Genomic DNA, 13,836 nt, shown 5'->3' with positions numbered 1-13,836 from the left:
CCTCAAAATTGTTTTAATTCCGATCAATATATGTTAGTTGAACTTTATGTTTGTGTTATTGAAACTATCGGTAACAATAATGGCCTAAGGTCAGTTGGTTTTATAACTGTTCTATATGAATTTCTTAAGTTTGGAGAATAGCTGTAGAAATATGACTCCTAAGATTATTACCCTTAAAGAAAAAAAGTTGATAGGATTATCTGTTGAAATGAGTTTGTTAGATAATAAAACCCCTCAACTTTGGAAAACGTTTAGGCAACGTAGTAAGGAAGTGGATCATAGGGCGTCTGAAGATTTTATATCACTGCAACAATATCCTAGCCATTATTTTGAACGATTTAGCGCTGGTAGCGAATTTGTAAAGTGGGCTTGTGTTGAGGTTGATGAAGTGGATAATATTCCCGAAGGCATGAACATGTTGCTATTGGAAACTGGCTTATATGCTGTATTTCATTATACAGGAAGTGCACAAAACGCACCTACTTTCTTTCAATATATTTATGGGGAATGGATTCCTAACTCAGAATATCAATTAGATGGTCGCCCACATTTTGAAGTGCTTAGAGCAAAATATAAAAACAACGATCCCAACTCAGAAGAAGAAGTTTGGATTCCTATAAAAGCAAAATGAAACAACCTGAAAAAGCACCCTGGTACTATCTCTTATTATTGATATTGGCTGGGGAAAGTGTCTTTATTTTGCCGTTTGTGCTACAACGTGTTTTTAGACCTACTGTTTTAAAGGTTTTTGAACTCGATAATGTTTCTTTAGGTCTGTGCTTTTCGGTATACGGTTTTGTAGCGTTGGTCTCATATGTGCTTGGTGGTCCGTTAGCAGATAAATATCAACCAAGAAAGTTAATAGCCATTGCACTTTGGATGACTGCAATTGGCGGTTTGGTATTCGCTACTTTTCCTAATTATGCTACATTACAGGTTCTTTACGGATTTTGGGGCTTTACTACCATATTTCTCTTTTGGTCTCCCATGATAAAAGCTACCCGTGTTTGGGGCGGTATAAATTCTCAAGGCAGGGCATTCGGGTTTTTAGATGGTGGTAGGGGCTTGGTAGGAGCCTTGTTCGGTACACTTGGGGTAGTGGTTTTTTCTTATTTTATGACGACGGATTTGGAAGTCGCTAGTTTGGAAGAGAGCCGTTTTGCTTTTAGATATGTTATTTTAACTTCTGCAGGTATTGTAGCCGTAGTGGGTGTTTTGGTATGGTTGTTCATGAAATTACCTGCAGATCAGGAAAAAGAAATTGTCATTGATCGTATTACAGCTTCGCAGATTAAAGAGGTGCTGCGGTTGCCATCGGTTCAATTGTTAATGGTCATTATTCTATGTGCCTATGTTGGCTATAAGATTACGGATATTTTTTCGCTGTATGCTCAAGATGTAATGTTGCTTAATGAAGTTGCCTCAGCGGAAGTTGGTACTGTTTTGTTATTTGCAAGACCGGCAGTAGGGGTGTTGATCGGTATTGTTGCAGATCGATCTAGACCTAGTTTGTTTTTGTTCATAGGTTTTGTAATAGCCTTCTTTGGTTCTTTGATTTTTGCTCTAGGAGTAGTTGAAAATGTTTCTTATGTTATGTTCATATTTTCGATTATGATTGTGGCGCTTGGTGTTTACGCCATACGTTCACTGTATTTTGCGGTTATGCAAAGTGGTAGAATCCCTTTGGTTTTAACGGGTACCGCTGTGGGTATTATCTCATTGGTAGGCTATACTCCAGATATTTTTGCCGGACCCGCAATGGGGTACTTATTAGATTCATCACCGGGTTTAAAAGGGCATCAACATGTATTTTGGATGTTGGCTATATTTTCTTTTGTGGGCGGATTGGCAGCTTTTAGATATTTGAAACTTTATGGTAAACGGTTTTATGGTAATTCCTAAAAATCTTAATCTTTTACTTTCAGCTGTAATCGTCATTATTGCGGGTTTGGTGTATGGCGCCTATCCTACCTATGTTATGCCAGAACTTTTGGGTTTTCAGGTGGTAGATTTAGAATTGAAGAACATGCTGCGTGCCGTAATGGGAATTTATATGGGAGTTGGCCTATATTGGTTATTTGGTGCTATAAATCCTAAATTTTGGTACGGGGCAACGGTCTGCAATGTGCTTTTTATGGGAGGAATATCATTAGGAAGAATAGTAAGTACATTGTTTGACGGTGTATCGCCTTTGTTTACTCCCGCGTTAGTATTAGAACTGCTGTTCTTTGGCTGGGGATTATATAACCTTAAAAAGTATAAAGAGTAGTCGTAATAACTATTTAGTTTAAAAATCAAGCTTCTTTTTACGTAGCTCAAAATTCTGCCCCAGATATACTTTGCGTACCATTTCATCTGCAGCCAAATCTTCTGGAATACCGGATTTTAAAATTCCTCCTTCGAACATTAGGTAAGAACGTTCTGTAATAGCAAGTGTTTCTTGTACGTTATGATCGGTAATAAGTATACCGATATTTTTGTTCTTTAATTGCGCTACAATACGTTGTATATCTTCTACGGCCACGGGGTCTACTCCTGCAAAAGGCTCGTCAAGAAGAATAAACTTTGGATCGGTAGCCAAAGCTCTTGCAATCTCAGTTCTTCTTCGCTCCCCACCAGATAACAAATCGCCACGGTTTTTTCGAATATGGCCCAAACCAAATTCTTCAATGAGCGATTCCATTTTCATGTGCTGCTCTTTCTTGCTTAATTTGGTTAGTTGTAGTACGCTTAGAATGTTCTTTTCTATACTTAGTTTTCTAAATACCGACGCTTCTTGTGCCAAGTACCCAATACCGTTTTGTGCTCTTTTGTACATGGGGAATTTAGTAATCTCCATGTCGTCTAAATAGATACTTCCGCCGTTAGGTTTTATAAGGCCAACAATCATGTAAAAGGATGTGGTTTTACCCGCACCGTTTGGTCCAAGTAGCCCTACGATCTCTCCTTGGTTTACCTCAAGGGAAATTCCTTTAACCACCCTACGGCCTCTGTAGGATTTCATAATATTGTCGGCACGTAATTTCATGTTTTCAAATCTATTGGTTATTGGTCTGCTAGAAAAGTAATTAGGGATTTTTTAACCTTCTTGGTTTTCTAATTCTTCCCAGTACTCATAAGCTCTTCTTAAGTGTGGTATAACAATAGTACCGCCTACCAAAGTAGCTATACTTAAAGTTTCCATGACCTCTTCTTTAGAAACACCTTCTTTGTATGAACTTTCTAAATGATATTTTACACAATCATCGCATCGTAACACTGTAGAAGCCACAAGACCTAATAACTCTTTGGTTTTCACATCTAAGGCACCAGCGGCAAAAGCATTGGTGTCTAAATTGAATATACGTTTTACTATTTTATTATTATCGGCCAATAACTTATCGTTCATCTTAGAACGATACGCGTTAAATTCTTCAATTTGATTTGACATTTCTATTTGCTTTTTTTTCTTTTTCAGCTTTTTTTCTTTCTTTTCTCAATACCATAGCAGAAATATAGATACTTACTTGATATAAGATCAATACCGGTATGGCCACTATAATTTGGCTGGCAACGTCTGGCGGAGTTATTACGGCAGATAAGATCAATACGACCACCAATGCTATTTTTCTATATTTTCTCATTATTTCTGGGGTTACCAGGCCAATTTTGGTCAAAAAGAAAATAATGATCGGTAGTTCAAATAAAACACCACAGGCAATTACAGATGCTCTAACGGTAGATATGTAAGAGGCAAGGTCAAATTCATTGGTAACCTCTGAACTTACTTGGTAGGTGCCTAAAAAGTTAATGGATAATGGTGATACTACATAATACCCGAACAATACACCTAGAAAAAATAAGAAAGATGCTATGAAAATAAAGCCTCTAGAATTTCTTCGTTCTTTTTCGTAAAGTCCCGGACTAATGAATTTCCACATTTCATAAAGAACATAAGGAAAGCCAATAATGAAACCGGCCCAGATCGATGTCCAAATATGTGCGGAAAATTGCCCGGACATTAATCTACTTTGTATGGTAAATGGAAGTTTATCGGCACAAAAAGCCGAGTCGAATCCAAAATATGTTGCGATATCACAAAATAATTTGTAAGTGGGGAAATCCATTTTTTTAGGTCCGAAAATAACCGTGTCAAAAATGAAATCTTTCATTAAAAAGGCAACACTTCCAATAATGACAACTGCCAAAACTGATCTTATTAAATGCCATCTTAATTCTTCTAAATGGTCTAGAAATGACATCTCGTTAGGAGAGGTAGTAGCTTTGGAACTCATTATAAAATACCTTCGTTTATTAAATTATGTAAATGTATAACACCAATGTAGGTATCATTATCCATGGCCAACAGTTGTGAGATTCCCTTTTTCTGCATTTGCTCTAAAGCTTTTATGGCTAAAGTATTGGCAGATATTGTTTTAGGGTTGGTGGTCATGATATCTTTGGCGGTCAATCCTTTTATATTATCATGCTTGTTTAGCATTCGTCTTATGTCGCCATCGGTAACAATACCAACAACTTTTTCTCTATCAAGTACGGCAGTGACCCCTAACATTTTTTTAGAAATTTCAACAATAACCTTTTTGACCTCTTCGTCTTGTTGTACGCTTGGCACTTGGTTTTTGCTTACAAGGTCAGAAACTCTAAGATAAAGTCTTTTTCCCAATGACCCGCCAGGGTGATATTTTGCAAAGTCAGAACTGGTAAATCCCTTAATTTCCAATAGAACTATGGCCAAGGCATCTCCCATTACCAGTTGTGCGGTAGTACTTGTTGTAGGGGCCAAACCATTTGGGCAAGCCTCTTTTTCTACATGGGTATTTAAAATATAGTCTGCCTGCTTTGCTAAAAAAGAATCGGTATTACCGGTCATTGCAATTAATTTGTTTGTACCTCTTTTTATGAGCGGTACCAACATCTTGATTTCGGGTGTATTTCCACTGTTAGAAATGCAGATGACCACGTCATTATCCTGTACGGTTCCCAAATCTCCATGAATGGCGTCGCCAGCATGCATAAAAATTGCGGGAGTACCTGTAGAATTCAAGGTAGCTACAATTTTAGTAGCAATGATGGCACTCTTGCCAATACCAGAGATTATAACACGACCTTTTGCCTGGATAATGCAGTTTACGATACTGGCAAAATCGTCGGTCAAATGAGATGAAAGTTGTGCTATAGCATCACGCTCAGTTTCAATGGTTTTTTTCGCTAAGCCAATAATGGTGTCCGTTGCAATCAATCTATTATTCAAATTATGGATTGTATTCCTAAAAGAATGTATTATCTTTAAGATGACAAAATTAAACAAACTTAATTTTAAATGCCGATTATCGCATAATAATTTAGAAACGCCAAGCTTGGCAAAAGATTAATTTTGTTCGCTTATAGATTTTTAAAGTAAGTAGTGTCCCCTTAAATGTAAAATGTGACAGACAGTAAAGAATTTGACAATATCGATTTACATTCCTCATTAAAAAAATATTTTGGGTTTTCTCAGTTTAAAGGACTTCAAGAAGAGGTAATTAAAAATGTTTTAAGACAGAATAATACGTTTGTAATTATGCCTACCGGCGGTGGTAAATCGCTTTGCTACCAATTACCTGCGTTAATGCAAGAAGGTACCGCAATTATTGTATCTCCACTTATTGCTTTAATGAAGAATCAAGTAGATGCCATACGTGGTGTATCTTCTGAGAACGGAATAGCACATGTGCTCAACTCATCATTGAACAAAGGTGAAATAAAACAGGTAAAGCAAGATATCACAAACGGCGTTACAAAACTTTTATATGTTGCTCCAGAGTCATTGACAAAAGAAGAGAATGTAGAGTTTTTACGCTCGGTTACTATTTCTTTTGTAGCGGTAGACGAAGCGCATTGTATCTCTGAATGGGGGCATGATTTTAGACCTGAGTATAGAAACCTAAAATCTATTGTTGAACGTTTGGGCGATAATATTCCTATTATAGGACTTACCGCTACGGCTACACCTAAAGTGCAGGAAGACATCATAAAGAATTTAGGAATTGGTGGAGCCACTTTGTTCAAGGCATCATTCAATAGACCCAATTTGTTTTATGAGGTACGTACCAAAACCGAGAATATTGAGGCGGATATCATTCGTTTTGTAAAACAAAATTCAGGTAAATCCGGTATTATATATTGTCTAAGCCGAAAAAAGGTAGAAGAATTGGCCCAGGTTTTACAGGTAAATGGTGTAAGTGCCGTGCCGTATCACGCCGGTTTTGATGCTAAAACTAGATCTAAATATCAAGATATGTTCTTGATGGAAGATGTAGACGTGGTTGTGGCCACTATTGCTTTTGGTATGGGTATAGACAAGCCAGATGTTCGTTTTGTTATACATCATGATATTCCTAAAAGTATAGAGAGTTATTACCAAGAAACGGGTAGGGCAGGCCGTGATGGTGGCGAAGGTCATTGTTTGGCGTATTACTCTTATAAGGATATAGAGAAGCTTGAGAAATTTATGTCCGGTAAACCGGTGGCAGAGCAAGAGATAGGAAATGCGCTGTTGCAAGAAGTTGTAGCCTATGCAGAAACCTCTATGTCTAGACGTAAGTTTATGCTTCATTATTTTGGTGAGGAATTCGACGAGGTTAACGGTGAAGGGGCAGATATGGATGACAACACCAGAAACCCAAAAGAAAAAGAAGAGGCTAAGGATGGTGTAGAAAAGCTATTAAAAGTGGTGACCGGAACTAGTGAAAAGTTTAAATCAAAGGAAATTGTAAATACCTTAAGAGGGAAGACCAATGCAATAATATCATCTCACAAAACCAATGAAAAGGAATTCTTTGGTATTGGTTCTGATAAAGATAAGGGGTATTGGATGGCCTTAATACGCCAAACATTGGTTGCGGGACTTTTGAGAAAAGAAATAGAGCAATACGGTGTACTTCATGTAACTGATAGTGGTAAGGAGTTTTTAAAGAAACCTTCTTCTTTCATGATGACCAAAGATCATGTGTACAATGCCGAGAATGATAATGCTATTGTAGGAGCTGCTAAATCTGGCGGAATTGCAGATGAGAAACTTTTAAAACAATTAAAAGATCTTAGAAAAGGTCAAGCAAAGAAATTGGGAGTACCGCCATTTGTGGTCTTTCAAGATCCTTCTCTAGAAGATATGGCCCTTAAATATCCTATTTCCCATGAAGAGTTGCTTAATGTTCATGGTGTAGGTGAAGGTAAGGCCAAAAAATATGGAAAGCCTTTTATCGCTTTTATTAATACATACGTTTCTGAAAATGAAATTATAAGGCCAGATGATCTTGTAGTAAAGAGTACCGGTGCAAATTCTGCTCTAAAATTGTATGTGATACAGAATGTTGATAGAAAATTGCCTTTATCAGATATAGCATCTGCAAAAGGACTTGAAATACCTGAGTTGATCAAGGAAATGGAGCAGATCGTCTATAGCGGAACAAAGTTGAATTTAAACTATTGGATCGATGAGATTTTAGATGAAGATCAACAAGAAGAAATACATGATTATTTCTTAGAGGCCGATAGTGATAATCTTGAAGAAGCCATGACAGAGTTTGATGGCGAGTATGAGGAAGAAGAATTACGTTTGTATAGATTGAAATTTATTAGTGAGGTGGCTAATTAATGTAATTGTCGCTTATAAAATTAAAATTCCCTTTGATTTTCTTTATTGAAAAACCAAAGGGAATTTTTTTCAAACCCACTTGAAACAACTTTTAACGGGCGGCAGCCGCGCCGTTGTCTATTTTTCCTCTACGTAATTGTCGTTGTATTTTTCTAATGGCAGACTCAATAGATTTTTCTGGTTCTATAATATTGTATTCGCCCCAAAAGTCTGGATCGGCAAAACCTAGTGCTTCGTCACTTAATATGATAGAAGATTTCATTCTATCCTTTGACCTGGGTATGGCATTGGTCAAGTTTTGTTCCCAGTCCGTCACGGCCATTTCACAGCTCATACTATACACTGAATTGAATAGTCTTTTATCCCAATTGACTTTAAATTCAAGAAGAACATTGCTGTAACCATAATACCATTTTCCATTCTTTTCCCTGTAATCTACACGGTAAGATACTTCTGTTGGCCAGACCTCTGCATTTTTTGGTTTCTTACGAACAAACATTTGAGAAGCTAGTCGCTTATCGGTAATGTTCAAAGAGTAAATGGCACTGGTTAGAATTTTATTTTGAGCATCTATATATAATTTTCCTTCATATAACGGATCTATAATTTCTGGCTTTTGCTTAAAGTCTATTACATAAATAAGTTGGTCGTTTACTCGCGTAGAAGTATCAAAAGAGAAATCATAATAGTTTAATGTTTCTGGGGTAAATATATATTTAGGGTATTTGACCATGTCCACGAACAAAGTATTGAACGGTCCACCTTGTAATTTTAAGGCAACGGTATCAAGTTTTGAATAATCAGTGCTTTTACGAGCCTTGTATAATTCAAGGGCATCTGTTCTATTAGAAGAGTATGGTGTTTTGTAAACGTTTACAACAGCTTCTGAAAGACTTACATTTGTTCTTCTTTTTTTTATGGTTTCCCTGTAGAATGCTGTCATCACTGTATTTTCATCTAAGTAATTGCTTCCTTTTTTATCGAAGGTCTCTTTTACTAAAGCTTCAGCATCGTTAGGGGCATCTATTTGTGCTTCAGATAATGCCATGACAAACTCTTCCATAAAGATTTTGTTCTTCTCCGGTTGTAGATCGGCTATATTCAATTGCTTGGTCTTGTAACCTAAGAAGGCAATAGTTAAGCTGTTTCCTTTAAATTCATTCGGTACTTTTAAAGAAAATTGACCCTCTGAATTTGTAATGGTGGTGACATTGGTATTGTCAACCGTTAGCGTGGCAAATACCAACGCTTTCTTGCTGTCAGCGTCTAAGACTTCTCCTGTATACTCAATGAAATTAGTGTTTTGGGCGGCCATTGATTGGGTTCCTAATCCCAAGCAGCATAAAAGAATTAAAACAAAGTAAACGCTAAGGGGCTTTTTAATATTGAAGTTGTAAGTTGACATGGTGCAAATTTTTTACTTAAAATAATGATTTTTAGTGAATTAAGCTAATTATTTAACCATTATTCATTTTGTTGATGTGGAATTTTTGGAGTGTTATAGGGAACAGACTTTATTTTTCTCCATCAAACGTTTTTGAGGAGGTGCTTACCAATCTATTGATCTCTCTTAATTCCTCTTCGGTTAAATCTCTCCACTTTCCAACGGGTACATCTAGTTGAACATTCATGATCCTAATACGTTTCAGCTTTTTTACCCGATAATCCAAATATTCGCACATACGCCTAATTTGTCTATTAAGACCTTGGGTCAATATGATCCTGAATTGATAAGTGCTAACTTCATACACCTCACACTCTCTGGTTACTTGGTCAAGAATAGGAATGCCTTTTCGCATTCTGTTCAGAAAATCGATCGTTATCGGTTTGTCTACCGTTACCAAATACTCTTTTTCGTGATTGTTACGGGCACGTAAAATCTTATTTACAATGTCGCCATCATCGGTTAGAAAAATAAGTCCTTCACTGGGCTTGTCCAATCTACCTATTGGGAATATGCGCTTAGGGTAATTGATAAAATCAATTATATTGTCCTTTTCTACTCCGGTGTCGGTAGTGCAAACAATACCTACAGGTTTGTTGAATGCTAAATAGGTTGACTTGCCTTTGGGTTCCTTGATCAGTTCCCCATCTACTTTTACGATATCTCCGGCAGAAATTTTGGTTCCCATTTCCGGTACTTGACCGTTAATGGTTACCCTACCTTGTTCTATTAGTTTATCTGCAGCCCTTCGTGAACAAAAACCCGCTTCACTTAAGTATTTGTTAATTCTGGTTTTACCGGCATTATCTTGCATAGTCAACTTCTTGTTTCTATTATTTTTTTCTCTGTAGTTCTTGTTGATATATTTCGCGTCCTAATTGTGCTAAAAATGGAATGCCTATTTCATCATACTCATATACATCATCATTGAATATGCCATCTTTATTGACCAATATAGTGGCTGTCAATAGAAAATCTATATTATTTTTTGTGTCCTTAATGTAAGCGCAATCGGTTAATGTTCCATAGGCAAACCCAACTTTGTTATATATTTTGATATGTTCTGGTATATCATCTTTAGAGTCGCCAAAAAGAAAAAACTTACAGTAGCTATCGTAATATTCTTTTTTGTCATAACCCATTTCTTTTGGTTCTGTGTGCATAGCATTTAACAGGTGATCGCGCTGCTCTTTGTTTAAATGAAATTGTTCATTTAAATTAAAATTCTCTGGAAAAATAATTCGCTTTAATAGGTTATGCTGAGCAGATAAGGGATAATAGTTTTTTTGCTTAAAGCTAAATGGCTCGTTAATATATTCATCATTTTCATAATATCCTTTTCCCTTTTCTATTTCAAACAATGCTAAAGGTTTTGGCGTTTTGTTTAAAATGGGTTGTGTTATACCGGTGGTAGAATCATTAAGGTAAATAATGATGGGTTTTGTTCTTAAATCTTCTGAATGAAAACCAAGTCTATGTGAGAGCCTAACAGGAGCTATGCCTTTGTTTTTTAAACTTTGGTTGATGGTTTCAAAACCTAAAAATTCTATTAATCTATTATTGGCTAAATTATCACTGACGGCAAATATCTCATTGACATCATCTGCAACGGTACTTTCAATAGTGTCACCTTCTATGTAATATTTGGTGTTTATGGTAAGGGTGTCGGTCTGGTTTATTTTTTCCATTGCCAAAACCGCGGTTGGAAATTTTACCGTACTGGCCGGATAAAAGTATACACTGTCACTTACCTGAAAATCATAGTCCGTAAATAGCACACTGTCATTTCTTCTATCAATTTGGGTGTACCTAATTTGAACCTGATATTTCTCAATACTGTCCATCACCCTTTTAATACTAATATCTGTTGAAGCTAGGGCCGTCTCAAGAAAATTTGGATTTTGTTGCTCGGCGGTGCAAGAAACTAATATGAAGCAGCAAATGAAAAGTAAACAATGTTTCATGTAATAGGTGTCAGATTAAGGTGTGTAGACTTCACCTCTGTGCGGTTTTAATAAATCTCTTACCTTGATCATTTCGTTTTCTTCAACGACCATGAAGGCTATGCTGTACATGTCATTGATTTCATTAAAACCGGTAATGTTAAGTGCGGTTTTTTCTAGTGCTATAAATTCATTGAGGTGCTTAACATGGTGCTCTGCGGTCTTAAATGCCGTAGGACCTCTGAAATCCCAAATTAGTTTTATTTGTCGGTTCAAAAATGTCTTGTATTGGTTTATAAAATAAGTAAGCAAATTTACCGAAAAAACCTTAGCCCGTTTACTATTTTAAGGCGGATTGCAATTTTTAAAAATAGCTGTGCTTATTGATTATTAGGTATTTGTTTAAATTGTAACTCCCAAAAAAAGGTGTTAAGTAAATCATTAAGCGCTTGCACACGATTTGGTAATTGCTATTTTTGCTCGATGTTTTCTAAGAAATCTAAATTATTGTTCAGCAGGTTTTACCTTTTACTTGGTATAGGTCTTATTGCTATTGTCTATACCTCATGTGAAGGTATGTTTAAAAAAGAGGAAGAAAGAAAGGCTATTGCTAGAGTAGGCGAATCCTTTTTATATAAAGAAGACCTTGCTCCACTGATTACGGAAAATATGTCAAAGGCAGATAGCGCATCATTCGCTACAAATTATATTAATAATTGGGCGTCTAAACAATTACTGCTGTCCAAGGCCAAAATAAATTTATCCGAAGAAAAACTTGCGGAATACAATGCTCTGGTAGATGACTATAGAACCGAGCTCTATACTAGAGTATATAAAGAAGCTTTGGTGGCCCAAGCAACGGATTCACTAATAACATCGGAACAACTTCAAGCTTTTTACGAGCGCGCCAAAGAGAATTTTAAACTAAAGGAACCTATTGCCAGAATTAGATTTGTAGCCTTGCCCAAAGGATTTTTGGACAAAGATGAAGTTGCTAAGCGTTTAAAAAGATTTAAAGAAGATGACCTACGTTATTTAGATTCTATTGGGGTTCAGTTCAATAAACTTAATTTTAACGATTCATTTTGGGTTAGAAATACAAGAATATTCGAAGAAATACCTCCAATTACCGCAGAGAATGCCAATAGGTACTTAAAAAATTCACAATTTTTTGAATTAGAGGATTCAATCGGGGTATATTTGGGAAAAATAGTAGAGACAAAGGATATTAATGAAATTGCTCCGTTGTCATTTATTAAGCCTACCATAGAACAAGTTTTATTAAGCCGTAGAAAGATGGACTACCTACGCAAACTAGAAACTGAATTATTAGATGAAGCAATCAAGGATAATGAATTTGAAGTTTTCGAAAACAAAAAATAGTATTTACATAGGGGCATTGCTGCTTTCCGGTTTTGCTATCGCGCAAGATTCAATACCAAATGCAGAGGCAGATCAAGCCCAAGCAATGGAAGCTGCTGTGGAAGCCGTTACAGTAAAAAAAGATTCATCTAACAATTTTAAGAGAATTAAATTGGATGGTATTGCCGCAGTTGTGGGTGACTATGTAATATTGGATTCTGATATTGAAAAAACGCTGATCGATCTTAAAAGTCAAGGTGCTTCCACTGAGGATATTACACACTGCGGGCTTTTAGGTAAGTTAATGGAAGATAGGTTGTATGCCAACCAAGCCGTTCAAGATAGTATTCTGGTCTCTGATGATGAAGTAAATGCTACTGGCGACCGCCAATTACAATCGTTGGTGCAGCAGATCGGATCTATGGACAAGGTGTTGAAATACTACAAGAAAACGGACGAGGCTAGTTTTAGGGAAGAGCTTTATAAGATCAATAAGTTGCGTATGTTATCTGAGCGTATGCAGCAAGATATCATTAAGGAAATTGAAATTACACCGGAAGAAGTTCGTCAATTCTTTAATAAAATTCCTGAAGATGAACGACCTGTATTTGGCGCTGAGTTAGAAATTGCACAAATTACCAAAGAGCCAGAGCCTTCTGAGGAAGAGAAGCAAAAGGTGGTTGATAAGCTAAATCAGATTAAGGCAGATGTGGAGGATAATGATGCTAGCTTTAGTGTAAAAGCCATTCTATATTCTCAAGATCCAGGGTCTAAATCAAAAGGTGGTTTCTATAGTATTACAAAAGATACCGGTTTTGATAAGAAGTTTAAGGATGTGGCCTTTAGTTTAAAGGAAGGTGAAGTTTCTGAGCCTTTTGAAACGGTTTTTGGCTATCATATTATTTACATAGAAAAAATTAGAGGTCAAGAATTGGATTTGAGACATATATTGATCCAGCCAGAAATATCTCAAAATGTGTTGGATGAAGCTAAGGCTGAATTAGACACTATTCGTAAAAAGATTATGGATGGGGAATTTACATTTGCTGAAGCTGCATTGAATTTTTCTGACGAAAAGGAAACAAAATTTGATGGCGGACTTTTACGTAATCCTGTAAATTTCGATTCTAAGTTTGAGCTTACAAAAATGGATCCTACCCTTTACAATCAGGTTCAAAATTTAAAGGATAATGAAATAACGTATCCGGTATTGGAAGAAGATCCAAGAGGAGGTGCACCTAAATATAAAATCTTAAAGATAACCAATAGGTTTGATGAGCACGTAGCGGATTTCTCAAAGGATTATACAAAGATTCAAGAGCTGGCACTTACAGAGAAAAAGTACAATGCCATTAAAAAATGGATGGACGAGCATATTAAAGATACCTACATCAGCGTTAATGACGAGAACAAAGATTGTGATTTCGCTAATAATTGGGTAAAAAAGTAAT

Annotated in this window: 14 protein-coding genes; 6 read left to right on the top strand and 8 right to left on the bottom strand. The window is 36.3% G+C overall.

The window, feature by feature from the left end:
- Positions 1-115 precede the first annotated feature (115 nt).
- Genes VBZ51_RS00455 through VBZ51_RS00445 form a run of 3 tightly spaced genes read left to right on the top strand, consistent with a single transcriptional unit; the run spans position 116 to position 2,269 of the window.
- Entirely contained in the window at positions 116-631 is a 516-nt protein-coding gene (locus tag VBZ51_RS00455; protein WP_416575736.1) for a GyrI-like domain-containing protein, read from the top strand.
- Positions 628-1,902, top strand: coding sequence for an MFS transporter (locus VBZ51_RS00450; RefSeq protein WP_416575735.1), 1,275 nt, complete (start codon positions 628-630; stop codon positions 1,900-1,902). The genes VBZ51_RS00455 and VBZ51_RS00450 overlap by 4 nt, the downstream gene beginning before the upstream one ends.
- Entirely contained in the window at positions 1,889-2,269 is a 381-nt protein-coding gene (locus VBZ51_RS00445; RefSeq protein WP_416575734.1) for a DUF4345 domain-containing protein, read from the top strand. The genes VBZ51_RS00450 and VBZ51_RS00445 overlap by 14 nt, the downstream gene beginning before the upstream one ends.
- 18 nt (positions 2,270-2,287) lie before the next feature.
- Here VBZ51_RS00445 and lptB read toward each other — a convergent pair whose 3' ends face one another.
- From lptB to VBZ51_RS00425, 4 genes are read right to left on the bottom strand one after another with little or no spacing between them, the layout of a single operon-like run.
- Positions 2,288-3,028 (bottom strand): LPS export ABC transporter ATP-binding protein, encoded by a 741-nt coding sequence (gene lptB / locus VBZ51_RS00440; protein ID WP_058103464.1) that lies wholly within the window; start codon positions 3,026-3,028, stop codon positions 2,288-2,290.
- A 51-nt stretch (positions 3,029-3,079) separates the two neighbouring features.
- Positions 3,080-3,430 carry a carboxymuconolactone decarboxylase family protein gene (locus VBZ51_RS00435; RefSeq protein WP_071341661.1) on the bottom strand — a complete coding sequence of 117 codons (351 nt, stop codon included), beginning with the start codon at positions 3,428-3,430 and terminating at the stop codon, positions 3,080-3,082.
- Complete coding sequence (gene tatC / locus VBZ51_RS00430) at positions 3,414-4,274, bottom strand: twin-arginine translocase subunit TatC (protein WP_074672843.1); 861 nt, start codon at positions 4,272-4,274, stop codon at positions 3,414-3,416. The genes VBZ51_RS00435 and tatC overlap by 17 nt, the downstream gene beginning before the upstream one ends.
- Positions 4,274-5,251: a KpsF/GutQ family sugar-phosphate isomerase gene (locus tag VBZ51_RS00425; protein WP_416575733.1), complete on the bottom strand. Its 978-nt coding sequence runs from the start codon at positions 5,249-5,251 to the stop codon at positions 4,274-4,276. Before VBZ51_RS00425 ends, tatC begins: the two co-directional genes overlap by 1 nt.
- A gap of 174 nt (positions 5,252-5,425) precedes the next feature.
- Between VBZ51_RS00425 and recQ the strand changes: the two genes are divergently transcribed.
- Positions 5,426-7,636: a DNA helicase RecQ gene (gene recQ, locus VBZ51_RS00420; protein WP_236973291.1), complete on the top strand. Its 2,211-nt coding sequence runs from the start codon at positions 5,426-5,428 to the stop codon at positions 7,634-7,636.
- A 91-nt stretch (positions 7,637-7,727) separates the two neighbouring features.
- On the opposite strand, the gene VBZ51_RS00415 is transcribed toward recQ, so the two are convergent.
- From VBZ51_RS00415 to VBZ51_RS00400, 4 genes are all read right to left on the bottom strand, one after another.
- Positions 7,728-9,041, bottom strand: coding sequence for a carboxypeptidase-like regulatory domain-containing protein (locus VBZ51_RS00415; protein WP_416575732.1), 1,314 nt, complete (start codon positions 9,039-9,041; stop codon positions 7,728-7,730).
- 109 nt (positions 9,042-9,150) lie between these two features.
- Positions 9,151-9,894 carry a 23S rRNA pseudouridine(2604) synthase RluF gene (gene rluF, locus VBZ51_RS00410; RefSeq protein WP_058103459.1) on the bottom strand — a complete coding sequence of 248 codons (744 nt, stop codon included), beginning with the start codon at positions 9,892-9,894 and terminating at the stop codon, positions 9,151-9,153.
- Positions 9,895-9,913: 19 nt separating this feature from the next.
- Positions 9,914-11,044 carry a serine hydrolase gene (locus tag VBZ51_RS00405; RefSeq protein WP_416575731.1) on the bottom strand — a complete coding sequence of 377 codons (1,131 nt, stop codon included), beginning with the start codon at positions 11,042-11,044 and terminating at the stop codon, positions 9,914-9,916.
- A gap of 15 nt (positions 11,045-11,059) precedes the next feature.
- Positions 11,060-11,299 carry a hypothetical protein gene (locus VBZ51_RS00400; RefSeq protein ID WP_416575730.1) on the bottom strand — a complete coding sequence of 80 codons (240 nt, stop codon included), beginning with the start codon at positions 11,297-11,299 and terminating at the stop codon, positions 11,060-11,062.
- A 207-nt stretch (positions 11,300-11,506) separates the two neighbouring features.
- Between VBZ51_RS00400 and VBZ51_RS00395 the strand changes: the two genes are divergently transcribed.
- Together VBZ51_RS00395 and VBZ51_RS00390 are read left to right on the top strand one after the other, a co-directional pair.
- The gene (locus VBZ51_RS00395) at positions 11,507-12,406 is read left to right on the top strand and encodes a peptidyl-prolyl cis-trans isomerase (RefSeq protein WP_416575729.1); all 900 of its coding nucleotides are present in this window, start codon (positions 11,507-11,509) and stop codon (positions 12,404-12,406) included.
- Positions 12,375-13,835, top strand: coding sequence for a peptidylprolyl isomerase (locus VBZ51_RS00390; protein WP_348360798.1), 1,461 nt, complete (start codon positions 12,375-12,377; stop codon positions 13,833-13,835). The genes VBZ51_RS00395 and VBZ51_RS00390 overlap by 32 nt, the downstream gene beginning before the upstream one ends.
- Position 13,836: the final 1 nt, after the last annotated feature.

The organism is Maribacter sp. HS, assembly GCF_048059195.1.
Taxonomy (GTDB): domain Bacteria; phylum Bacteroidota; class Bacteroidia; order Flavobacteriales; family Flavobacteriaceae; genus Maribacter; species Maribacter dokdonensis.
This window is presented reverse-complemented; position numbering and strand designations above follow the sequence as displayed.